Source organism: Variovorax sp. J22G73, from assembly GCF_030317035.1.
Lineage (GTDB): Bacteria > Pseudomonadota > Gammaproteobacteria > Burkholderiales > Burkholderiaceae_C > Variovorax.
This window is the reverse complement of sequence record NZ_JASZYK010000004.1, coordinates 347,625-369,235: the sequence shown is the minus strand read 5'-3', so window position 1 is coordinate 369,235 and position 21,611 is coordinate 347,625. Positions and strand designations below refer to the sequence as shown.

Annotated in this window: 25 protein-coding genes; 12 read left to right on the top strand and 13 right to left on the bottom strand. The window is 68.9% G+C overall.

The genetic code is table 11. The features are described 5' to 3' along the window. Positions 1-38 precede the first annotated feature (38 nt). Positions 39-1,013 carry a LysR family transcriptional regulator gene (locus QTI51_RS18250; RefSeq protein ID WP_165840319.1) on the top strand — a complete coding sequence of 325 codons (975 nt, stop codon included), beginning with the start codon at positions 39-41 and terminating at the stop codon, positions 1,011-1,013. A 30-nt stretch (positions 1,014-1,043) separates the two neighbouring features. Here the strand turns inward: QTI51_RS18250 and QTI51_RS18245 are convergent, their stop codons facing one another. Then, on the bottom strand, positions 1,044-1,838 hold the full coding sequence (locus tag QTI51_RS18245) for an IclR family transcriptional regulator domain-containing protein (RefSeq protein ID WP_116909409.1): 795 nt from the start codon (positions 1,836-1,838) through the stop codon (positions 1,044-1,046). A 154-nt stretch (positions 1,839-1,992) separates the two neighbouring features. Here QTI51_RS18245 and QTI51_RS18240 point away from each other — a divergent pair, with 154 nt between their 5' ends. Genes QTI51_RS18240 through QTI51_RS18225 form a run of 4 tightly spaced genes read left to right on the top strand, consistent with a single transcriptional unit; the run spans position 1,993 to position 5,650 of the window. Then, positions 1,993-2,694 carry a 3-oxoacid CoA-transferase subunit A gene (locus QTI51_RS18240; RefSeq protein WP_108136890.1) on the top strand — a complete coding sequence of 234 codons (702 nt, stop codon included), beginning with the start codon at positions 1,993-1,995 and terminating at the stop codon, positions 2,692-2,694. Continuing rightward, entirely contained in the window at positions 2,691-3,356 is a 666-nt protein-coding gene (locus QTI51_RS18235) for a 3-oxoacid CoA-transferase subunit B (protein WP_116909408.1), read from the top strand. The genes QTI51_RS18240 and QTI51_RS18235 overlap by 4 nt, the downstream gene beginning before the upstream one ends. Before the next feature lie 32 nt (positions 3,357-3,388). Beyond that, complete coding sequence (gene pcaF / locus QTI51_RS18230; protein ID WP_116909407.1) at positions 3,389-4,594, top strand: 3-oxoadipyl-CoA thiolase; 1,206 nt, start codon at positions 3,389-3,391, stop codon at positions 4,592-4,594. A 21-nt stretch (positions 4,595-4,615) separates the two neighbouring features. Then, entirely contained in the window at positions 4,616-5,650 is a 1,035-nt protein-coding gene (locus tag QTI51_RS18225; protein WP_116909406.1) for a Bug family tripartite tricarboxylate transporter substrate binding protein, read from the top strand. Position 5,651: 1 nt separating this feature from the next. On the opposite strand, the gene QTI51_RS18220 is transcribed toward QTI51_RS18225, so the two are convergent. Further along, entirely contained in the window at positions 5,652-6,188 is a 537-nt protein-coding gene (locus tag QTI51_RS18220; RefSeq protein ID WP_132748782.1) for a JAB domain-containing protein, read from the bottom strand. 105 nt (positions 6,189-6,293) lie between these two features. Between QTI51_RS18220 and QTI51_RS18215 the strand changes: the two genes are divergently transcribed. The 3 genes from QTI51_RS18215 (at position 6,294) to QTI51_RS18205 (ending at position 10,309) form a co-directional block, all read left to right on the top strand. Continuing rightward, positions 6,294-9,116, top strand: coding sequence for an ATP-binding protein (locus QTI51_RS18215; RefSeq protein ID WP_286516039.1), 2,823 nt, complete (start codon positions 6,294-6,296; stop codon positions 9,114-9,116). A 32-nt stretch (positions 9,117-9,148) separates the two neighbouring features. After that, a complete protein-coding gene (locus QTI51_RS18210; protein ID WP_286516040.1) occupies positions 9,149-9,880 on the top strand; it encodes a hypothetical protein in 732 nt (243 codons plus the stop codon). An 81-nt stretch (positions 9,881-9,961) separates the two neighbouring features. Next, the gene (locus tag QTI51_RS18205) at positions 9,962-10,309 is read left to right on the top strand and encodes an immunity protein Imm33 domain-containing protein (RefSeq protein WP_132748780.1); all 348 of its coding nucleotides are present in this window, start codon (positions 9,962-9,964) and stop codon (positions 10,307-10,309) included. A gap of 37 nt (positions 10,310-10,346) precedes the next feature. On the opposite strand, the gene QTI51_RS18200 is transcribed toward QTI51_RS18205, so the two are convergent. The 3 genes from QTI51_RS18200 to QTI51_RS18190 form a co-directional block, all read right to left on the bottom strand. Next, positions 10,347-10,781: a ribbon-helix-helix domain-containing protein gene (locus QTI51_RS18200; RefSeq protein WP_286516041.1), complete on the bottom strand. Its 435-nt coding sequence runs from the start codon at positions 10,779-10,781 to the stop codon at positions 10,347-10,349. 57 nt (positions 10,782-10,838) lie between these two features. Beyond that, complete coding sequence (locus QTI51_RS18195; RefSeq protein ID WP_116909401.1) at positions 10,839-11,417, bottom strand: DJ-1/PfpI family protein; 579 nt, start codon at positions 11,415-11,417, stop codon at positions 10,839-10,841. Between the two features lie 128 nt (positions 11,418-11,545). Continuing rightward, positions 11,546-12,004: a hypothetical protein gene (locus QTI51_RS18190; RefSeq protein ID WP_116909400.1), complete on the bottom strand. Its 459-nt coding sequence runs from the start codon at positions 12,002-12,004 to the stop codon at positions 11,546-11,548. Positions 12,005-12,250: 246 nt separating this feature from the next. Between QTI51_RS18190 and QTI51_RS18185 the strand changes: the two genes are divergently transcribed. From QTI51_RS18185 to QTI51_RS18175, 3 genes are all read left to right on the top strand, one after another. Further along, positions 12,251-12,676: a hypothetical protein gene (locus QTI51_RS18185; protein ID WP_116909399.1), complete on the top strand. Its 426-nt coding sequence runs from the start codon at positions 12,251-12,253 to the stop codon at positions 12,674-12,676. A gap of 92 nt (positions 12,677-12,768) precedes the next feature. Further along, positions 12,769-13,497, top strand: coding sequence for a class I SAM-dependent methyltransferase (locus tag QTI51_RS18180; RefSeq protein ID WP_116909398.1), 729 nt, complete (start codon positions 12,769-12,771; stop codon positions 13,495-13,497). 133 nt (positions 13,498-13,630) lie between these two features. Continuing rightward, positions 13,631-13,984: a hypothetical protein gene (locus QTI51_RS18175; protein ID WP_116909643.1), complete on the top strand. Its 354-nt coding sequence runs from the start codon at positions 13,631-13,633 to the stop codon at positions 13,982-13,984. A gap of 96 nt (positions 13,985-14,080) precedes the next feature. Here the strand turns inward: QTI51_RS18175 and QTI51_RS18170 are convergent, their stop codons facing one another. The 8 genes from QTI51_RS18170 to rtcR form a co-directional block, all read right to left on the bottom strand. Then, the gene (locus QTI51_RS18170; protein WP_116909397.1) at positions 14,081-14,311 is read right to left on the bottom strand and encodes a hypothetical protein; all 231 of its coding nucleotides are present in this window, start codon (positions 14,309-14,311) and stop codon (positions 14,081-14,083) included. A gap of 138 nt (positions 14,312-14,449) precedes the next feature. Then, positions 14,450-15,418 (bottom strand): bifunctional Delta(1)-pyrroline-2-carboxylate/Delta(1)-piperideine-2-carboxylate reductase, encoded by a 969-nt coding sequence (gene lhpI, locus QTI51_RS18165; protein ID WP_116909396.1) that lies wholly within the window; start codon positions 15,416-15,418, stop codon positions 14,450-14,452. 2 nt (positions 15,419-15,420) lie between these two features. Beyond that, the gene (locus QTI51_RS18160; RefSeq protein ID WP_286516042.1) at positions 15,421-16,281 is read right to left on the bottom strand and encodes an alpha/beta hydrolase; all 861 of its coding nucleotides are present in this window, start codon (positions 16,279-16,281) and stop codon (positions 15,421-15,423) included. Then, entirely contained in the window at positions 16,278-16,868 is a 591-nt protein-coding gene (locus tag QTI51_RS18155; RefSeq protein WP_116909394.1) for a 3'-5' exonuclease family protein, read from the bottom strand. The genes QTI51_RS18160 and QTI51_RS18155 overlap by 4 nt, the downstream gene beginning before the upstream one ends. Before the next feature lie 5 nt (positions 16,869-16,873). Then, positions 16,874-17,203: a low molecular weight protein tyrosine phosphatase family protein gene (locus QTI51_RS18150; RefSeq protein WP_116909393.1), complete on the bottom strand. Its 330-nt coding sequence runs from the start codon at positions 17,201-17,203 to the stop codon at positions 16,874-16,876. Positions 17,204-17,206: 3 nt separating this feature from the next. Next, positions 17,207-17,734: a 2'-5' RNA ligase family protein gene (locus QTI51_RS18145; RefSeq protein ID WP_116909392.1), complete on the bottom strand. Its 528-nt coding sequence runs from the start codon at positions 17,732-17,734 to the stop codon at positions 17,207-17,209. A gap of 63 nt (positions 17,735-17,797) precedes the next feature. After that, entirely contained in the window at positions 17,798-18,406 is a 609-nt protein-coding gene (locus QTI51_RS18140; protein ID WP_116909391.1) for a hypothetical protein, read from the bottom strand. Between the two features lie 50 nt (positions 18,407-18,456). Further along, complete coding sequence (rtcR, locus tag QTI51_RS18135) at positions 18,457-20,061, bottom strand: RNA repair transcriptional activator RtcR (RefSeq protein WP_116909390.1); 1,605 nt, start codon at positions 20,059-20,061, stop codon at positions 18,457-18,459. Positions 20,062-20,387: 326 nt separating this feature from the next. Between rtcR and QTI51_RS18130 the strand changes: the two genes are divergently transcribed. Beyond that, on the top strand, positions 20,388-21,611 hold the full coding sequence (locus QTI51_RS18130) for an RtcB family protein (RefSeq protein WP_116909389.1): 1,224 nt from the start codon (positions 20,388-20,390) through the stop codon (positions 21,609-21,611).

The window sequence follows — 21,611 nt, the reverse complement described above, 5'->3', positions numbered from 1 at the left end:
TTAAATTCTGATGACCCGATAACCACGGAGTTATGAGCGTGCCCACCACCCGCGACCCCGCCGCCGACCTGCAGCACGCGCTGCTCTCGCGGCTGAAGCTGCGCCAGCTCTCGCTGCTGCAGGCCATCGACCGCCACCGCACGCTGGGCCGCGTGGCCGCCGAAATGCGCGTGAGCCAGCCGGCCATCACCAAGGCGCTGCGCGAGGCGGAAGACATCTTCGGCAGCCGCCTGTTCGAGCGCACCAGCCGCGGCCTGGTGCCCACGCCCGCCGGGGAGGCCGTGCTGCACTACGCGCAGCGCTGGCTCGCCGAGCTGGAGGCCACCTCGCGCGTGCTCACCTCGCTGGAGGCCGGGCGCAGCGGGCGCCTGCGGCTGGGCCTTACGCAGCAGGTGCCGCAGCAGCTGCTGTCGGCCGCGCTCACCCACCTGCTCGACCGCACGCCCCGCGTGGCCGTGATGACGCGCGAAGGCACCACCGACGAGCTGGTCGCCAGCCTGGTCGCGCGCGAGCTCGACTGCGCCATCGGCCGCTCGTACGACGGCGATGCCACCGGGCTGGTGCAGGAGGCCATCCACCAGCAGGAGCCCTGCCTGGTGGTGGCGGCCAAGAGCGTCAAGCGGCTGTCGCGCGGGCCGCTCGACTGGGCGCGCCTGGCGCAGCTCGACTGGATACTGCCGCCGCCCAACACGCCCATGCGCCGCACCTACAACGCCATCTTCGTGGGCGCGGGCGTGCAGCCGCCGGTGCCCATGCTGGAGAGCACGTCGATCCGCAGCATGGAGATGGTGCTGCGCACCGAGCCCAACGCCATCACCATCCTGGCGCGCGACGTGGTGGCCGACATGGAGCGCGCGGGTCATTGGGCCGCGCTGCCCTACCGGCTGAGCTGGAACCTGCCGCCGGTGAGCTTCTTCACGCTGAAGGAGCTCGAAGGGCACCCGATGGTGCAGTCGCTGCGCGATGCGGTGCGCACGGCCGCACGCGGCATGACGCGCGACGGGCCGCGCTGAACCGAAGCCGGGCGCCGGAGGCCCGGGCGCTCAGAGCAGCTGCGACACCCGCCGCGCCGCGTCCACCAGCGCCGGCAGCATCGTCTCCTGCATCACCTTGGCGCTCGTGCGGTTGGCCTGCCCGCTGATGTTCAGCGCCGCCACCATGCGGCCCCGCCTGTCGACGATGGGCGCGGCCACGGAGATGAGGCCTTCTTCCAGCTCCTGGTTCACCAGGCACCACTGCTGCTTGCGCGCCTGCGCCACCTTGGCCATGAGCGCGTCGATGTCGGTCACCGTGTGCTTGGTCATGGCCTCGACGTTCGATGCCTCCAGCCGCGCGCGCACCTCGTCGTCGTCCAGGTCGGCCAGCAGCAGCCGGCCCAGCGAGGTGCAGTAGGCCGGCAGCCGCGAGCCCACGCCCAGGCTCATGCGCATGATCTTCTGCGTGGGCACGCGCAGCACGTACACGATGTCGGTCGCGTCCAGCACCGCGGCCGAGCAAGACTCCTGCACCTGCTGCACCAGCGCCTCCATCACCGGCTCGGCGCGGTTCCAGATGGGCATGGACGACAGGTACGCGAAGCCCAGGTCGAGGATGCGCGGCGTGAGCGTGAAGAGCTTGCCGTCTGTCACCACGTAGCCCAGCGTCTGCAATGTCAGCAGGATGCGGCGCGCCCCCGCGCGCGTGAGCCCGCTGCCCGCGGCCACCTCGCTGAGCGTCTGGTGCGGCGCCGCGGCGCTGAACGAGCGAATGACCTGCAGGCCGCGCGCGAACGACTGCACGTAGCTGTCGCCGGGGGCGGGTGTGTCAGGTGTATGAGTTTGTGCGGGGCGGGTTGCCATGGTGAGCGTTCCTCTCTAGAATTCATTATACGAACAAATGTTCTTTAGACGAACAATTCGGCAGTTCGCAGAATCGAGCTGGATCGAACGGATTGCGGCACTGGTTGTTCTTCTTCAGCGGCTTCCTTTTCCTTCTTACCCGGAGACAAGCTTCATGATCAACAAGATCGCGCGCTCGGTCGCGGACGCCCTGGCGGGCATCCCCGACGGCGCCACGGTTCTCATCGGCGGCTTCGGCACCGCCGGCATTCCCAACGAGCTCATCGACGGCCTCGTCGAGCAGGGCGCCAAGGACCTCACCGTCGTCAACAACAACGCGGGCAACGGCGAGACCGGCCTGGCCGCGCTGCTGAAGGCCGGCCGCGTGCGCAAGATCATCTGCAGCTTTCCGCGCCAGGCCGACAGCCAGGTGTTCGACGGCCTGTACCGCAGCGGCAAGCTCGAGCTCGAACTCGTGCCCCAGGGCAACCTGGCCGAGCGCATTCGCGCCGCCGGTGCCGGCATTGGCGCCTTCTTCTGCCCCACCGGCTACGGCACGCAACTGGCCGGCAACCGCGAGACCCGCGAAATCGACGGCAAGCAGTACGTGCTGGAGTACCCCATCCACGGCGACGTGGCGCTCATCAAGGCCGAGCGCGGCGACCGTTGGGGCAACCTGGTGTACCGCAAGGCCGCGCGCAACTTCGGCCCCGTGATGGCCATGGCCGCGAAGAAAACCGTGGCCACCGTGCACGACATTGCCGAGCTCGGCACCCTCGACCCCGAGACCATCGTGACCCCGGGCATCTTCGTGCACCAGGTGGTGCGCATCGAACGCGTGGCGACCCAGGCCGGCGGTTTCAAGAAGGCAGCATGACCATGACTTACACCCGTCGCACCAAGGACCAGTTGGCCGCCCGCGTCGCGCAGGACATCTTCGACGGCGCCGTCGTCAACCTCGGCATCGGCCAGCCCACGCTGGTGGCCAACCACCTGCCCAAGGGCCGCGAAGTCATTTTGCAGAGCGAGAACGGCATCCTCGGCATGGGCCCCGCGCCCGAGGCCGGCGAAGAAGACTACGACCTCATCAACGCCGGCAAGCAGCCCGTCACGCTGCTGCCGGGCGGCTCGTTCTTCCACCACTCCGACAGCTTCGCCATGATGCGCGGCGGCCACCTCGACATCTGCGTGCTCGGCGCGTTCCAGGTGTCGGCCACCGGCGACCTCGCCAACTGGCACACCGGCGAGAAAGACGCCATTCCCGCCGTCGGCGGCGCCATGGACCTGGCCATCGGCGCCAAGCAGACCTGGGTCATGATGGACCTGCTGACCAAGCAGGGCGTGAGCAAGCTCGTCGCGCAATGCACCTATCCGCTGACCGGCATCGCCTGCGTGAAGCGCGTGTACTCCGACCTGGCCACCATCGAATGCACGCCGCAGGGCCTGAAGCTCGTCGACCTGGTCGACGGCCTGAGCCGCGAAGAACTCGAGAAGCTGGTCGGCCTGCCGATCGCGCCCGCGGCCGCCGCCGCCGCCTGATTTCGTTCAAGACTTTTCAAGAGACACACACCATGACCAACCAAGCCTTCATCTGCGACGCCGTTCGCACCCCCTTCGGCCGCTACGGTGGCTCGCTCAGCAGCGTGCGCACCGACGACCTGGGCGCCGTGCCCCTGCGCGCGCTGATGGAACGCAACAAGAACGTCGACTGGCAAGCCGTGGGCGACGTGCTGTACGGCTGCGCCAACCAGGCCGGCGAAGACAACCGCAACGTCGCGCGCATGTCCGCGCTGCTGGCCGGCCTGCCGCTGGAGCTGGGCGGCGCCACCATCAACCGCCTGTGCGGCTCGGGCCTTGACGCCGTGGGCACCGCCGCGCGCGCCATTCGCGCCGGTGAAGCCGGCCTCATGATCGCCGGCGGCGTGGAAAGCATGAGCCGCGCCCCCTTCGTCATGCCCAAGGCCGAGAGCGCCTTCAGCCGCAACAACGCCGTGTACGACACCACCATCGGCTGGCGCTTCGTCAACAAGCTCATGAAGGCGCAGTACGGCGTCGACTCCATGCCCGAGACGGCCGAGAACGTGGCCACCGACTACAAGATCGAGCGCGAGGCGCAAGACCTGATGGCGCTCAACTCGCAGCTGCGCGCCGTGGCCTCGCAGAAGTCGGGCTTCTTCGATGCTGAAATCGTCCCCGTCACCGTGCCCCAGAAAAAGGGCGACGCCCTCATCGTCGACAAGGACGAGCATCCTCGTGACACCACCCTGGAGGCGCTGGCCAAGCTCAAGCCCATCGTGCGCCCCGACGGCACCGTCACCGCCGGCAACGCCAGCGGCGTGAACGACGGCGCCTGCGCGCTGCTGCTGGCCGACGAAGCCAGTGCCGCCAAGCACGGCCTCACGCCGCGCGCCCGCGTCGTCGGCATGGCCACCGCCGGCGTCGCGCCGCGCGTGATGGGCATCGGCCCCGCGCCGGCCACGCAGAAGGTGCTGGCGCTCACCGGCCTCACCATCGACCAGATCGACGTCATCGAACTGAACGAAGCCTTCGCCGCCCAAGGCCTCGCCGTGCTGCGGCTGCTGGGCCTGAAGGACGACGACGCCCGCGTGAACATCAACGGCGGCGCCATCGCGCTGGGCCACCCGCTGGGCGCCAGCGGTGCGCGCCTGGCCACCACCGCCATCAACCAGCTGCACAAGGGCGGCGGGCGCTACGCGCTGTGCACCATGTGCATCGGCGTGGGGCAGGGCATTGCGCTGATTCTCGAACGCGTGTGACCCGCGCCTGACGCTCCCGTCATGACGCACCCCTCGCGCCGAGTCGTTGTTGCCGCTGCTTCTTCAACCACCCGGCGCGAGATGCTGCTGGGCCTGCTGTCCGCAGCGGCCCTGCCGGCTTTCGCGCAGGTGCCGCAAGGGGCCCAGGGCGACACCGCCAAACCCATTCGCATCGTCGTTCCCTTCGCCCCCGGCGGCGGCAACGACGTGTTCGCGCGCCAGATGGCCAAGGGCCTGGGCGAGCTGCGCAAGCAGGCCATCGTCGTCGACAACAAGCCCGGGGCGGGCGGCAACCTGGGCACCGGCGAAGTGGTGCGCAGCCCCGCCGACGGCAACACCTTGCTGCTGGGCCACACCGGCACCGTGTCGATCAACCCGGCGCTGTACAAGGGCCTGAAGTTCGACCCCCGCAAAGACCTGGCGCCGGTGGCCATGTTCGCGTCGTCGGCGCTGGTGCTGGTGGTGCCCGCCAGCTCGAAGATCCGCACCATCGCTGACCTGGTGGCCGAGGCGAAGACGAAGCCCGGCGCCATCGACTACGCATCGAGCGGAAGCGGCACCGGCGGCCACCTGAGCGGCGAGTTCTTCGCCGAACGCACCGGCACCAGGCTGACCCACATTCCCTACAAGGGCACCAACCCCGCGCTCACCGACCTCGCGGGCGGGCAGGTGCACATGATGTTCAGCGTGATTCCGCCCGCGCTCGCGCTGGTGAAGGGCGGGCGGCTGCGCGCCATCGCGGTCACCAGCGCCAGGCGCCTGCCGTCGTTGCCCGACGTGCCGACCGTGATGGAGTCGGGCGTACCCGCGCTTGCCGATTTCGAGAGCACGCTGACCTACGGGCTCCTCGCGCCGCGCGGCACGCCCGCCGCGTTCGTCAACGAGCTCGCGGCGCAGATGCTGAAGGTGGCGGGGGAGAAGGAGTTCCAGTCGCGGCTGGACGTGGAAGGGGCCGTGCCGCTGCTGGGCGGGCCGGCTGACTATGCTGCGCTGATTGCTCGGGAGAGTGCCAAGTGGGCGGGGATTGTGAAGAGTTCGGGCGCGGTGGTGGAGTGAGTCAGAACACCTTGTCCTGGCGCAAGCTCGTGTACGTGTCGTCGCCAATGATGATGAAGTCCTGAAGCTCCATGCCCAGCAGCTTGCCCACATCGAGCAGGCGCTTGGCCATGTCGAGATCGGCCGGCGAAGCCTTCGGGTTCCCCGACGGATGGTTGTGCACCACGATCAGCGAGTGCGCCCGCGCCAGCATCGCATTGCGGTACAGCTCCACCGGATCGATCAGGGCCTGCGTTCCGGTCCCGATGGCTGCAAGCTCATAGGAAAGCACTTCGAGCTGCGGGTTCAGGTGCAGCACCACGACCTTTTCCTTGGTCTCGTTTTGCATGTCCTTGAACAGCGCGTAGACCTGCTCCGGGCTGTCCACGGGTTTGTTCAGCAGGTCGTCGTCGACGCGCTTGCGCGTGAACGTGACCTTGAGTTCCTTCAAGTAAGCCATCTTCAGTTCCTCCGTCGGGCGGTGTCCGCGTATTGGGCAGTGCGCAAGATTGTCATCCACGCACCCTCGCGCGGCCACGGCCAAGGCGACCGAATTCACGCCATGGTCCTACTTATCTCTCGCCCCGCCTTCCTTTAAAGTCCGCCAGCCTGCACCCAGCAGGCGAGCGGCGCGCCGACGCTGCACGCAAGGGAGGACATCCGCTTGAACACGAACGCAGCCGCCGCCACAGCCGCCGCAACAGCCGCGCAAGACGCACAGGCCGCGCAGGCCACCATCGCAGAAGCCGACCAGGTCATCGACCGCCTGCACGCCGCCACTGACCCCTCGCTCGAAGAGCATCTGTACGAAGCCTGGCTGCGCAAGGGCGAGGCGCTGGCGCAGCTCGGGCGGCACAGCGAGCGCGTCGCGCTGTGCGACGCGCTGCTCGCCCATGCCGACGCCGCACCCGCCGGCCGCGCGCGTTGGATCGCGCAGGCGCTCAACTGCAAGGGCCTGGCCTGGCGCGCGCTGGGCAAGGCGCAGCCCGAAATCGAGGCCTACGAAGAAGTGCAGCGGCGCTTCGCCGACGCGGACACGCCCGCGCTGCGCAGCTGGGTCGCCAACGCCGCGTTGCAGCGCGCGCTGGTGGCCGGCACGCTGGGCGGCGCCTTCGCCAAGGTCGACATGGTGCGCAGCTGCGAAGACATCGCGCGCCGCTTTGCCGGCGACACGCCCGAGGCCACGCGCGAGACGGTGGCACGCGCCCGCATCTGGCGCGCCGACCTGCTCGCTGAACTCGACTACCCGAACGAATCGCGCGAGGCCTTCGACGCCGTGTGGCGCGATTCGGCCCACGCGCCCGAGGCGTCGGTGGCGGCCCGCGTCGGCCACGCCCGCATCGCGCAGGCGGCGCGCCTGGCCGAAGCCGGGCAGCGCGTGGAAGCGGCCATTCCCATGCTCGACGGCGTGCTCGCGGCCTACGCCGACGACCCACGCGAGGCGCTGCGCGAGGTGCACGCGCGTGCGGGCTTCCTGCGCGCCGACATGTTCGACGACGCGCGCGAGCCCGAACACGCGATCGCGGCCTGCGACGAGGTGCTGGCCGCGCATGGCGTCGATGAGTTTCCCGGCGTCGCGCGCCACGCCTGCCGCGTGATGGTGCTGAAGGCGCATGTGCTGCGCGGCCTCGACCAGTACGACGAGCTGGCCGACGCGCGCGCCGCGCTCGTGGCGCGCTACCGCGCGCACACCGACCCCGATATCGAGGCGGAGGTGGTGGCCGCGATGTGCAGGCTGGCACTGGACGCCGAGACGCCCGAAGAAGCGCTCGCGCTGTGCGACGCGCTGGACGCACGCTTCGGCGACGCGCCCGCGGCGCGCGTGCGCCTGTGGGTGGCGCGCGCGGGCATGGCGCGCGCGCACTCGCTGCGCAACCTGGGGCGTCCGGGCGACGCGCTCGCGGTCTACGCGGCGGTGCAGGAACGCTTCGGCGACGCCAGCGAGCCAGCCGACGGGGACTCCAACCTCAATTCCGACATCGCCCTGGTCGTGGCGCACGCCACGGCAGGCCGCGCCCGCACGCTGGCGCAACTGGATCGCCCGCAGGAGGCGCTGGCCCTGTACCAGGCGCTGGTGGCGGCCATCGCGCCCGACGCGAGCGCCGCGCTTCGCGAAGAAGCCATCAACGCGCAGCTCCAATGCCTTGAACTGCTGGACGAGACTTCTGCAACGCCCGAGGCCCACGCCGCCCTGCTCGACGACCTGGTCGCGCGCGTCGGCCCGCCTGCCGGGGCCGACGACCCGCAGGAGCTGCGCCTTCGCGTGGCCGACGCGCTGTACGCGCATGCCGTGGACCTGCGCGAAGCCGATGCCTTCGACGCCGCGCTGGCCGCCTACGACCGCCTGCTCGCGCTCACCGCCGGCGTGCAGGAGGGGGCGCTGGGCATGACGGTCGCCAGCGCGCTGCTCAACAAGGGCTACCTGCTGCTGATGCTGATGGAGCGCCCCGCCGACGCGCTGGTGGTGTACGACGAGATCCTCGCGCGCTTTCGCAACGTGACCTCGCAGCGCATGCGCGACGTGCTGGCCAAGGCGGGCGCCAGCCGCCTCACCTGCCTGAACACGTTGAAGACGCTGACCGGCGAGGAGCACGACCGCGACTTTGCCGACCTGCCCGTGGCGCAGCGCGACGCGGTGCGCGACACGATCACGCGCGGCTCGGAATGCGCCGAGGCCGGCCAGGTGCGCGAAGGCATCGCGCTGTTCGACGAGGTGCTGCACGCGCACGCCGAGGCCGCCCACCCCGAGCTGCGCTACCAGTGCGCGCGCGCACTGGCCAACAAGGTGTACTGGCTGCTGCAACTGGGCCAGCTGGAGTGCGTGATCGCCGCCGCCGACCTGATGGACGCGCGCTACGGCGAGGAGCTGTCGATGTCGGTGCAGGAGCACGTGGCGCGCTGCCTCGAACACAAGTGCACCGCGCTCGACAAGCTCGGCCGGCATGACGAAGAACTGCGGCTGTACGACGACATCTTCGCGCGCTGGGCCACTTCCGACGTGACCGACCTGCGCCTGTGCGTGGCCCGCGCGCTGTACTGCCGCGGCATCACCCAGCGCCAGGCCGGCGACGCGCCGGCCGCGCTGAACAGCTACGAGCTGGTCATCGGTCGCGACCTGCACGCCAGGGAGGTCGCGCTGCAGCTGTGGGTGGCCAAGGCCATGGTCAACAAGGCGAGCCTGCTGCGCGAGCGCGGCGACCAGGCGGGCCGTGCCGCGGTGCACCAGCAGCTGATTGCCAGCTTCGGCGACACCACCGATGCGCGGCTGCGCGAGCGCGTCATCAACGCCGGTGAATGGCTGGCCGACGCGCAAGCCGCCCTGGGCGATCACGCGGCCGAGTTCGCGACGCTGCGAGACACGCTGCGCCGCTTCGGCGACCAGATGCCGCCGGAGCAGAAGGCGCGGCTCAGCCACCGGCTCGGGCCGATGGCGATGGGCCGGTGGGCGCGGCAGCTCATCGACAAGGTGAAGGGCGCCAGGCGCTGAACGGACCGACAACAGACAACGGCAATGAAGAGATGAACCTGAATGCACTCGCCCGCAAGGCATCGAAGGGCCCGGCGCCCTCGGCCCACGGAGGATCGATGGATGTCGAGAACATGGTCCGTTTCGCGCGGGTCCACGGTGCCGAAGGCGCGGACGAAATCGAACGCCTCTGCGCGCAGCACGGCTGGCTGAGCGAGGGCTTGCGCGAAGACGGCACGCGCGTCGTGCCTTTCGCGCGATGGGCACGGGCTTGCGCGGCCTTCGGGCGTGGCGGCGTTCCCGCGCTGCAACCGTTGCTGGCGGACGCCGCGCTTGCCGGCTTTGCCGTGGGCGTTCTCGAAGAGGTGAAGACCGTCGAGAGCGTGCAGGCGCTGGTCGGCTTCTGCGCGTCGGCGCAGTGGCAGGCCACGGACGCCACGCATGCCGAATGGAAGGCGCTGGCGGCGCTGAACCTGCTGCTGAGCTTCGACGACGGCGTGAAGGTCGACGAGGCCGTCATGCGCGATGTGCTGCGGACCGTGACGCGGGCGTTCGACACGGCCGCCACGCCCTTGCTGCAAAGCATCTGCCTTTGGGCGGTTCGCGGCGCACTCGTTGCGGAGTCGCTCGCGTGGGTGCAGGCGATCGACACGGCGGATGCGGGCGTGCAGGCGGCGCGAGCGGCCGCAATCAAGTCCCTTCGGCGCCGGCTGTCGCCCACCTACAAGGGGCCGGACGGGCCGCAGAAGCGGCAGATTCAGCGGCAACGGGGGGCGAGCGTCTGACACAGGGCCGCTTGCCAAGCCCGTGCGCACAGGGCAAATTCGGTGTCAGGGAGGGTGCCCTTCATTCAGGCACAGCGCGCCATGTGGCCATTCGGCAAAAAGAAGAAGGAACCGTGGGAAGACAAGTTCGCCGCGCTCGCACCGCTGGTGCTTGCGTCCGACGGGGTCATGGGACCCCACCGGCTGCCGGTGGGTTTCGCCTACCGCGTGAAGCCCAACAACCCGTACGACTCCGGCTGGGTCTTTTCGAGCGGCAAGGAGACGCAGCAGGAGCTGGACGCGAACCCGCCCAAGATCTGCCCGCTGAACTCGTTCCTGAAGATGGACCCGACATTGAGCGAGATCACCGACTCGCCGGTCGGCGCGGCATGGGAGCGCAGCAGCGGCGATGCGCCCTGGCAAAAGGTGCCGGGTTTCAAGCCGCGGTAGCCGCGATAGCCGCTGTAGCCGCTGTAGCAACCGTCTGTCAGGCGTGCCGCCGCGCCGCGACATGCAGCGTGCGAACGCGGCTGTCGGCGGCTGTCAGTCGGGGTTGTGCATCGGGCTGTGGCCGGCCCCAGCCCTGCGGCAATGCATGCAGCACGGCCTTGGCGTCGAGCGAGCGAATCGCCACCGAGGTGTCCGCCGGAATGCGCCCCTGCGCCACCATCGCCTCGTAGCGCAGCGCGCTCACGCGCAGGAACGACGCGAAGTTGCCGACCTCGCCGCGCGCGGCCACCAGCTCGTCGTACAGCCGCTCGATGAGCTGCACCACGACCATGCCGTCGCGCTGCGCGATTTCCTCGAGCACCTGCCAGAACAGGTTCTCCAGCCGGATGCTGGTGACCACGCCGTGCAGCCGCACCGAGCGCGTGCGCGCGTCGTAGCTCTGCGGGTCGGCACTGATGAAGACTTCGCACATGCGGCCTCCTGGGTTCGGTGGTGGGCAAGGCAGGCACTGTAGCGCTGCCCGCGGCGTTCAGTGCGCGATGCGCGTGCCGAGCACCGCCAGGAACTGCGCGAGCCACGCCGGGTGCGCGGGCCACGCGGGCGCGGTGACCAGGTTGCGGTCGGTCAAGGCCTGGTCCACCGGAATGCCCATGTACTCCGCGCCGGCCAGCTCCACCTCGACCTGGCACGCCGGGTATGCCGACACCTTGCGGCCCTTGAGCAGGCCGGTGGCCGCGAGCAGCTGCGCGCCGTGGCACACGGAGGCCACGGGCTTGTCGGTCGCCAGGAAGTGCCTGGCAATCTCGACCACGCGGGTGTGTATGCGCAGATACTCGGGCGCGCGGCCGCCGGGAATGACCAGCGCGTCGTAGGCCTCGGGCTTCACGTCGGCGAAGTTGGCGTTCAGCGTGAAGCGGTGGCCCGGCTTCTCGCTGTAGGTCTGCGCGCCCTCGAAGTCGTGGATGGCGGTGTGCACCCAGTCGCCGGCCTTCTTGTCGGGCGCCACCGCGTGCACGGTGTGGCCGACGGCGAGCAGGGCCTGAAAGGGCACCATGGTTTCGTAGTCTTCGGCGTAGTCGCCGCAGAGCATGAGGATCTTGCGAGCCATTGGGGTTGTCTCCTTCGAACGAGGTTGAAATGCGGCGCCGCTGCCAGGGGCGCGCGGGCCGTCGCCGCATTATTCGAAGGAGGCGGGCGCAGCGGGTAGCAGCCGGCTGTGACCGCGCGGCGCGGCCTTCAGATCAGCGTGGCGCTCACCCCGCGCGCCACCACCGGCGCGATGCCGGCGTAGAAGAAGCCCAGGTCGTCCTCCGGCCCGTTCACGGCGCGCCCGCGCACCTTGCCCATCACGCACACGCCAACCTGCGCGTCGCCCTGGCCGATGACGAGCACGAAGGGGTTGTCTTCGTCGCCGCGCAGGTAGCGCCCGCCGAACTCGCGGCGCGCCACTTCGAACACATAGGCCGACGCCAGGAAGTGAAGGTCGTCGGGCAGCGGCGCCTGCTGCTTGAAGAAGTCGTCGAGCACGCGGTCGACCAAGGGGAGCGAGGCGGCGGTGTAGTCGAGCCGCGCGCCGTCGATGGGCGCGCCCGGCCGCGAGAACGCGCCGACGAAGTCGTCGGCCTGCGAGGCCATGCCGGCTTCGATGGTCTCCGGCATGGCGGGTTTCTTCTTCAGGAAATCGAACAGTCCCATGGTGATGGGTTCCTTTCGCTGGTGTTCAGTGAGGTTTGTCGAGCAGACGCGCGAAAGGCTAAACGCGCAGGACCACCGCAGCTATCAGAAATTCGCCCGTGCTGCAGTGCGCGCCGAAGAGCCCGGTCCGCGGCTCGGGGCCGTCACGGATCTGCCTTTTGCCTTGACTAGTCTTGCTCAGGGTTTTCCCGCATCGCCGGGCGGACTCCATCCAAACAGTCAGACAACTCACAGAAAAGACGAACCATGAAGACCACCCAACTCGCCCTCGCCGCCGCCGTCGCGCTGCTCGCCGTCACTTCCGTCACCTCGGTGAGCGCGCAGCAACGCACGCGCGAAGCCGTCGAAGCCGAAGCCGTCGCCGCCGCGCACGCCAAGGACCAGAACGTGACCCGCGGCTCGCGCGGTGCCGATCCGTTCAAGTCCACGGCCGATTCCGAAGCCATGTACAAGCAGGCCGTCGAAACGGCCCACGCGCCCAACCAGAACGTGACCCGCGGCTCGCGCGGCGCCGATCCGTTCACCTCGCAACGCGACCCGGCCCAGGTCTACCAGGAAGCCATGGCCACGGCCGCGGCACCCGACCAGAACGTGACCAGCGGCTCGCGCGTGAACAGCAAGGTCATCTCGACCATGCAGAACCCGGTGCTGCAGTCGGCACAGGGCAAGTAAGAGCAAGCGAAAGCAAACGAAGGCGGCGAGGGCGGTGAAGACCGCGGGTCATTGAAATAATGGAGCCAGGCTGACTGCCAAGGACTCCATCGATGGCCCAGAACATCTACGACACGCCCGCCTTCTTCGAGGGCTACCAGCAACTGCCGCGCTCGGTGCACGGGCTCGACGGCGCGCCCGAGTGGCCCGCGCTGCGCGCGCTGGTGCCGCCGTTGCAAGGCCTGCGCGTGGCGGACCTGGGCTGCGGCCTGGGCTGGTTTTGCCGCTGGGCGCGCACGCAGGGGGCGCAGTCGGTGCTGGGGCTCGACGTGTCGCAGTTGATGCTCGCCAAGGCGCAGGCCTTCGGCGCCGACGACGCCATCGCGTACGTGCGCGCCGACCTCGAGGCGCTCGCGCTGCCGTCGCAATCGATCGACTTCGCCTACAGCTCGCTCGCCTTCCACTACATCGAGGACATCGCGCGCCTGCTGGCCACGGTGCACCAGGCGCTGGTGCCCGGGGGCCGGCTGGTGTTTTCCATCGAGCATCCCGTCTTCATGGCGCCGCGCGCGCCGGGCTGGCACATCGACGCGCAAGGGCGCAAGTCGTGGCCGCTCGACAGCTACCAGGCGGAAGGCCCGCGCGTCACGAACTGGCTGGCCGAGGGCGTCGTCAAGCAGCACCGCACGCTGGGCACCTTGCTGAACACGCTGGTGAAGGCGGGTTTTCGCATCGAGCACGTGCAGGAGTGGGGACCGAGCGACGAGCAGGTGGCCGCGCTGCCCGCGCTGGCCGAGGAGCGGGAGCGGCCGATGATGCTGCTGGTCGCGGCCAGCCGGTAGCGTGAAGCCAGGCAGTACCTCCGCAGGGTGATGGACAGAAGGCCGGGGCCGTAGCCACAATGCCGCCGGCTCCTTGTTCTCCGTTTGCTTCCAGCTCGCTGGAACTCCCTGAAAGGTCGTCGCGATGAAAAAAATGCTCGTGCCCGCATGCCTGGCCCTGGCGCAGATGATGGTCGTGTCGCTGGCGTTCGCGCAGTCTTCCGGCGAAGCCGATCCCGCGCAGGGCAAGGCAACGGCCTCGGCGCCCACTACGCGCGCCGAACGCACCGAGGCGCGCAAGGAGCGCCGCATGGAGGGCGCCGCCGCGGCGCGCGGCCAGCAGATACAGGAAGGCGAGGTTCGCCCGACCACGGGGCCGAAGTTGACGCGGGATCAGCGGCGCGCCGCATCGGCCAAGCGCCGTGCCGCGAACCGCGATGCGATGAAGGCGGGCCAGATGTCGCGCGGCGGCAGCAACGACGCGCCGGAAAAGCAGAGAAAGCCCTGAACAAAGCCTTGATGGCTTGACCGCCTGCCGAGCCTCCGCTGCGAGCCAGTGAACGCGAGGCTCGCGTGCGGCGCAGCGGCTCAGCCGGTCAGCGGCTCAGGCGTAGGCCTTGGCCGAACGCAACTGCAGCATCGCCAGCATGCGGGCTTCTTCCGCATCGCGCAGGCTCTTCGCCGCGCGGCTGGCGGCGTAAGACACATACAGCGTCTCGATGGCCTTGCCCCAGCACTGGGGCGTCTGGTAGATGCTGTCCACGCTCCCGGGCACCGCAGGCACGGCGTACCCGGCCTTGCGCAGGATGTTGGCTTTGTGTTCGGTGCTGAGCATGCGGTGGGCCCCCTCTGTCGATAGTGCACAGAACAATAGCTGTGCCGCGAAACACACGCTATTGGCTACATGACGTATCCGGATGTAGGCAAAAGCCCATCCGCGGCCCCTTTGTAGTCCCGAACTAAGCCGTAAGGCTTAGGGGTTGTCCCTCGACTGCCACACGAGCGTCGCGGCGGTCAGGTCTTCGAGCGCGCTGCCCACGGCCTTGAACACGGTGCGCTCGCTGTCGTTGGCGCGGCCCGTGCCGTTCTCCGCGCGGCACAGGCTGGCGAGCGTGCCCTGGACGTCCTGCGCGCGCAGCGTGCCGGCGGCCATGGCGTCGAGCAGGTCGCCGGACTTCTGCAGCGCCTCGTCGGTGTCGACGAAGGTGCGCGCGCCCGCGAAGCAGTGCACGTCGGCCTCGCGCATGGCGGGCGTGAAGCTGCCGATCAGGTCCAGGTGCGAGCCCGGTGCCAGCCAGTCGCCGCGCACCAGCGGCGCGGTCGCCAGCGTGGCGCAGCTCACGATGTCGGCCTGGCGCACGGCGGCTTCCAGGTTCGTGGCCGCTTGCGCGTTCCAGCCTTCGGCGCGCCACTGCGCCGCCAGCGCCTCGGCGCCTGCGGGGCGGTGGTTCCACACCCGCACCTCGTCGATGGGCCGCACGCTCGCGTGCGCGGCCGGCAGCATGCGCGCGATGCGCCCGGTGCCCAGCACCAGCAGGCGGCGTGCACCGCGCCGCGCGAGAAACGACGCGCCCAGCGCCGACGCGGCGGCCGTGCGGCGCGCGGTGATCTCGTTGCCGTCCATCAGGGCCAGCGGCACGCCGGTGCGGGCGTCGTACAGCACATAGGTCGCATGCAGGCCGGGCAGGCCGCGCGCGCTGTTGCCGGGAAAGATGTTGATGGTCTTGATGCCCAGGAAGCCCGCGTCGCTCCACGCCGGCATGATGAGCACGGTGCCTTTAGTGACGTCGTTGACGTTGTCGCCACCCTGCGTGCCCGTCTCGATGCCGTGCACATGCCGCGGCGGCACCTGGGCCTGGCCCGCGAAGGCGGTGTGCAAGGCAGGCACCAGCCGCTCGAAGCCCAGCGGGGCGCGGGTGGCGGCTTCGTCGAAGTGTTTCATCGTCATTGCTGCAGGGGGTGCAGGGCCGCGTCGAAGAAGTCGGTCAGCGCCTTGCGGTAGGCATGGCCAAAGCGCTGCCCCGTCATCGGCTCCAGGTGGCCGGCGCCGGGCACCTCGATGAGCCGCTTGGGCTCGCGCGCCTCGGCGAACAGGCGCCTGGAATGCGCCAGCGGAATCACCTGGTCGGCCGTGCCGTGGATGAACAGCAGCGGAATGGGCGACACCGCCGCCACGTAGTTCGACGCCGCGTACGTGTCGCTTACCAGCAGCCCGGCGCCCTTGAACTTGTCGTTGGCAATCGACGAGTACGAGTAGAAGGTCGACTCGATGGCCGCCGCCTTCACCCCCGCGCGGTTGCCCGAGCCCACCACCGCGATGGCGTTGGTGCCGCCCAGGCTCTGGCCGAACACGAAGAGCCGCTCGGGGTCGATGTCTGCGCGCGTGCGCACGTAGTCCAGCGCGGCGTTGGCGTCTTCGAACACGCCCTTGGGCTCGGGCTTGCCTTCGGACTGGCCGTAGCCGCGGTAGTCGAACACGAGCACGTTGTAGCCCTGCTTGGGCAGCCATGCCACGAAGCGCCAGTGCGTGCTCATGTTCTGCGCGTTGCCGTGGAAGTGCACCACCGTGCCCTTGGCCTCCTTCGGATTCGCGCGGCCTTCGGCGGGCAGGAACCAGCCGCTCAGCCGCGTGCCGTCGGCGCTGGTGAACTGCACCGGCTCGTAGCGCACGCCCAGCGCGTCGGGCGTTTCATAGCGCACGTCGTCGGGGTAATAGAACATCGACTGCACGCAGCCCGCCAGCAGCAGCGGCAGCGTGCACAGCGCGAGCTTGCTGCACCAGCGGCGAATGCGCTGGCCCGTCATGGCTGGGTGCCCTGCACGTCCGGCCCCTCCTGCACGGCCGCGCGGCTCTCCGCCAGCATGTTGCAGAAGAGGGCGCCTTGCTCGATGGCGTCGTCCAGCGCCACGTGCGTGTGCGGCAGTTTGTCGAACCAGCGGCGCGGCATGGCGCGCTTGGTGCTGTCGCGGTAGCCGAGCTTCAGCATGGCCATGGCGAAGGTTTTCATGTCGAGCGCCGAATGGCTGAACGGACTCTCGCCGGCAAAGCGCATCAGGTACCAGTAGACGAACATGAAGTCGAAGCCCGCCGGGTACGCCACGAACACCGGCCGCGCCGGCAGGCCCTTGAGCCAGCCCACATAGTTCTTCATGGCGTGCGCCGGGTCTTGCAGGTCGGTGCGGCAGGCGGCCCAGGCCTCGGGCTGGGTCTGCCACCAGGCGGCGGTCTTGGGGTCGGGCTGGGCGCCGGGCAGGGTCTGCAGGTTGGCGCTGAACGTGGAGAGCAGTTGCTTGTCGGCCGTGTACGCCGCCGAGCCAAAGCTCAGCATCGAGTGCGGGCCTGGAATGGGGCCGTCGGACTCGACGTCGGTGCTGATGTAGATCTCTGGCATGGGCGTCAATCGATTCCAAGAATGGACGGCACCGAGCGCTGAAGCTCGTCGACCAGTTCCGGGTCCATGTATTTGTAGTCGTCCGGAATGTCGAGCACATGAACGGGCTTGTGCGCCAGCATGCGCGTGAACTCGGCCACCAGCCGCGACTTGTGCTTTTCTTCCATCACGAGGATCACGTCGGCCCATTCGATGTCGTCGACCGACACCCTGCGCCGCGCGTTCGGGCTGGTGCCGGCGGAGCGCGCCGACACCTGAGGATGGCGGCGCCAGAGCTGTTCGGCGGTGGGGCTGCGCCACTGGTTGCGGCTGCAGATGAAGAGAACGTTGGGCATGGGTCAGTCGCCGGCCTGGGGCAGCTTGAAGACATGCATGTCCTGCCAGCGGCCGCTCGTGTTTTCGATGAGCGTGACTTCGGTGCACACCGCGTGCACGGGGTCTGACGCATGCAGCCGCGCACGCAGTTCCGTGGCGGCTTCTTCCGCATGTCGCGCATCGCCATGGGCCACGGAAAGGTGCGGCACCACGCTTGCGTGCTCGCCGCCGTAGGGCGGAAAACCGGGAAAGGCCTGCACCAGCGCCAGCGTCATCGCGATGAAGGGCGCGGCCGGTTCGGGCGCGAGGTACGCGGTCTCCGGAAAACGCCCGACGCCGCCCAGCGCGAACGAAAAAGAAGGCGTGCGCCGCAGCACGCGCGCCGCGCGTTCGATCACGTCGGTGGTGACCAGCGCCGGGTCCATGAACGGCACCAGCACCGTGATGTGCGCCGGCACGCCCAGCGCCACGCTGGCGTCGTAGCGGCGGCGCAGGTCGCCGGCCAGCGGCTCGGCGGCGGGCACTTTCACGACGAATGCGGAGACGGCCATGGGGGCGGAGGATAGCGCGGGGTTGCAAGGAGCTACACGGAGCTGCACGGAGCTACCACGGCACTACGGCTTGATCGCCTTCGCGTCCTTCGCCGCGATCCAGCCGCGCACCACGCCGCCCCTCGCGCTCACGAAGTCGACCTCGAGCAGCTCCTCCTTTTCGGACACGACGCCCAGCACGTCGCCGCGCACGACATAGGCGCGCCCTGCGTCGGTGGGCGACTTGCGCAGCGCCGTCTTGTCGGCCGTCACGCCGATCAGGTGGCGCCATGCGGCCTTGTGCGTGAGGTCGAGCTCCAGGCCCTTGTCGATCAACGGCGGCAGCACGTTGCCGCAGCCCGGCAGCTGCTGCCCGCCCGGCAGGGCGAGGGTGACGCTGCCGGTGCCAGCGGTCACGCGCCCTTCGATGGCGGGCGCCGAGCCGTCGACGGTGCGAACCTCGGCCACCGTCTGCGAGCCGAGCCGGCCCGCGATGCGGAAGCTGCAACTGCCTTGCTGCGCGAAGGCGCCGCTCACGTTGCCGCCGCCATCGAGCGCCAGCATCAGGCCTTCGTACAGGCCCGGGCGCAGCACGCTGCCGGCCTGCGCGCCGGTGGCAACGCCTGCAGCCAGCGCCAGTACTGCGCCTGCGGATCTCAAGGCGCCTGTCATCGCATACAGCTTCTTTTTCATCGGTTCACCACCCTCCCAAGGATTTTTCGGTTCGCGAGCCGCCGAATCTATCAGCGGCCCAGCTGGCCCCAGTCCAGCCCGTGCTTCACGAGGTACTTGCGCAGCCGGTCCGCGTCGTTCACCACGCTGCGCTGCTCGCGCGAAGCCTGGAAGAGCTGGCGACCCGCGTCGCTCAGGCTGCGCGACTGCCGGCACACGCGCACCACGGCCTCGAGCTGCAGGCGGTCGAACAGGTCGAGCGCGGCGCTGCGCTCGTCGCCGAGCAACGCATCGAGATCGATGTCGCCGCTGCGCGCTGCCGCCGGCCCTTCGCGCTTCCACAGCCAGCGCAGCCGCGCGATCTCGGCCTCGACCAGCGCCACCGGAATGCGGCCGCCGTCGGCCAGCGTGGCCAGCCGCGTCACGCTGGCCGACAGGTCGCGAAAGTTGCCGCTCCACAGCGCCTCGCCGCTCTGCGCGAAGCGCAGGTAGGCCGCGCGCGCCTCGGCGTTGAAGCGCACCACGCGGTGGCTCTCGGTGGCGTGCAGGGCCAGCAGGTGGTCGATGCTGGGCTCGATGTCTTCAGGCCGCTGCGCGAGGCCGGGCAGGTCGTAGGTCCAGAGGTTGATGCGCGCGAACAGGTCCTCGCGAAAGCGCCCCTCGGCCACGTCCTTGCGCAGGTCGCGGTTGGTGCCGGCAATGAGCTGGAAGTCGCTCTCCACTTCCTTGTCGGCGCCCACGGGGAAGAAGCGCTTTTCTTCGATGGCCTTCAGCAGCATCGCCTGCTCGTCGGGCCCGAGCTCGCCGATCTCGTCCAGAAAAAGCGCGCCCTGGTTCGCGGTGCGCAACAGCCCCGGCCGGTCGCTGGCCGCGCCGGTGAACGAACCCTTCTTGTGGCCGAACAGGGTGGAGGCCGCGCCGTCGCCGCGCAGCGTGGCGCAGTTCACCTCCACGAAGGGCCCGCTTATCTGGTGGCGCGACTGCTTCAGCTCGAACATGCGCCGCGCCAGAAAGCTCTTGCCCGCGCCCGTCGGCCCGACCAGCAGGATGGGCGCGCGCGAGCGCACGGCCACGCGCTCGATCTCGTCGATGAGCGCGTTGAAGCGCGCGTTGCGCGTGGCGATGCCGCTCTTCAGGAAGGCGACCGCGTCGCGCTGCTCGGCGTCGAAGCGCCGGGCGATCACGTCGTAGCGTGACAGGTCGAGGTCGATCAGCGTGCACTTGCCGGCCTCGCCTTCGACCTGGCGGCGCGGCGGCGAGGTCTGCGCGAGCACGCCCGGCACCACGCGCGACTCCGACAGCAAAAACATGCAGATCTGCGCCACGTGCGTGCCGGTGGTGATGTGCGTCCAGTACTGCTCGCGCTCGGTGTCGAAGGGGTAGGCACGGGCCCAGTCGTACAGGCGCGTGTAGACCTCACCGAAGTCCCAGGGGTCGGCGAGGTCCATCGGCACGAGGTTGACGACGGTCTCGGGCGACAGCGAGACGATGTCGGCCTTGACCACCTCGGCCAGCGCCTTGTGGCGCAGCGTGTAGAGCAGCTCCATGCGCGAGACGACCATGTCTTCGTGCTGCGCGAGCGAGACCGTGGGACGCCACTTGTTCCAGCGGCCCGCGCCCTGGCCGGCATCGAGTTGGGTGCCGAGGAAGCCGACGACGACGATGGGTTTCTTCATTTTCTGGCTAGATTGCTAGCCAAAATTATAAGAATGAACAAAAAGTTTCTGAGGCGTTCGCACTAACTTCGGGCGAATCAAGGAAAAAGACCAATCAAATCAACGGCTTGGAAAATGTCGAAGGCCACGAGCCCACACTGGCACACCCGTTGCAATAAGGAATCGCAGCGCAAGAAGACAACCGAATAACAGGCGGAACTACAGACGCTTGATGTTGTGGCCCCGGCTTCGAATCCCGCCGCTCTGAAGCCCGCGGCTCAGTGGTCAGAGCACGACGTTTCGTCGATTCCTGTCGCTGCTTTTTTGTTTGGAGAGAGAGAAGAAAAATGGAACAGAACTACAAACTGCACGAGGTTTCCAACGGCGTCCCCGTGAAGATGTGGACGCACGGCGTGCCCGTGGAAGACGAGGCGCAGAAGCAGCTGGAGAACGCCGCGCGCCTGCCCATCGTGTTCAAGCACATCGCGGCCATGCCCGACGTGCACTACGGCATCGGCGCGACCGTGGGCTCGGTGATCCCGACCTTCAAGGCCATCATTCCCGCCGCGGTGGGCGTGGACATCGGCTGCGGAATGATGGCCTGCAAGACCACGCTGAACGCCCGCGACCTGCCCGACAACCTGGGCCCGCTGCGCGCGGCCATCGAGAAGGCCGTGCCGCACGGAAGCAACCCCAAGCGCATGGGCCGCGACAAGGGCTCGTGGGAAACGCCGCCCGACGAAACCGATGCGGCCTGGGCCCGCCTGGTGGACGAGTTCGACCTGATCTGCGAGGACTACCCGCGCATCAGGAACACCAACAACCACAAGCACCTGGGCACGCTGGGCACCGGCAACCACTTCATCGAGGTGTGCCTGGACGAAGCGGGCGCCGTGTGGTTCATGCTGCACTCGGGTTCGCGCGGCGTGGGAAATGCCATCGGCACCCACTTCATCGAGCTCGCGAAGAAAGACGCGGAACTGCACCAGCGCAACCTGCCCGACCAGGACCTGGCGTACTTCGAAGAGGGCGCCAAGTACTTCGGCGACTACGTGCGCGCGGTGGGCTGGGCCCAGAAGTTCGCGCTGGCGAACCGCGAGGTGATGATGCAGCGCGTAGTCGCGGCCGCGCGCAAGGTCATCGCGAAGCCCTTCGAGGCGCACGTGGAAGCGGTGAACTGCCACCACAACTACGTGAGCCGCGAGACGCACTTCGGTGAAGACGTGCTGGTGACCCGCAAGGGCGCGGTGAGCGCGAAGGCCGGCGAGCTGGGGATCATCCCCGGCAGCATGGGCGCGAAGAGCTACATCGTGCGCGGCAAGGGCAACCCCGAGAGCTTCATGAGCTGCAGCCACGGCGCCGGCCGCAAGATGAGCCGCACCAAGGCCAAGAAGCTCTTCACCATCGCCGACCAGATCGCCGCGACCGAGGGCGTGGAATGCCGCAAGGACGCCGACGTGATCGACGAGATTCCGATGGCCTACAAGGACATCGACGCGGTGATGGAGGCGCAGAAGGACCTGGTGGAGGTGGTGTACACGCTCAAGCAGGTCGTCTGCGTGAAGGGCTGA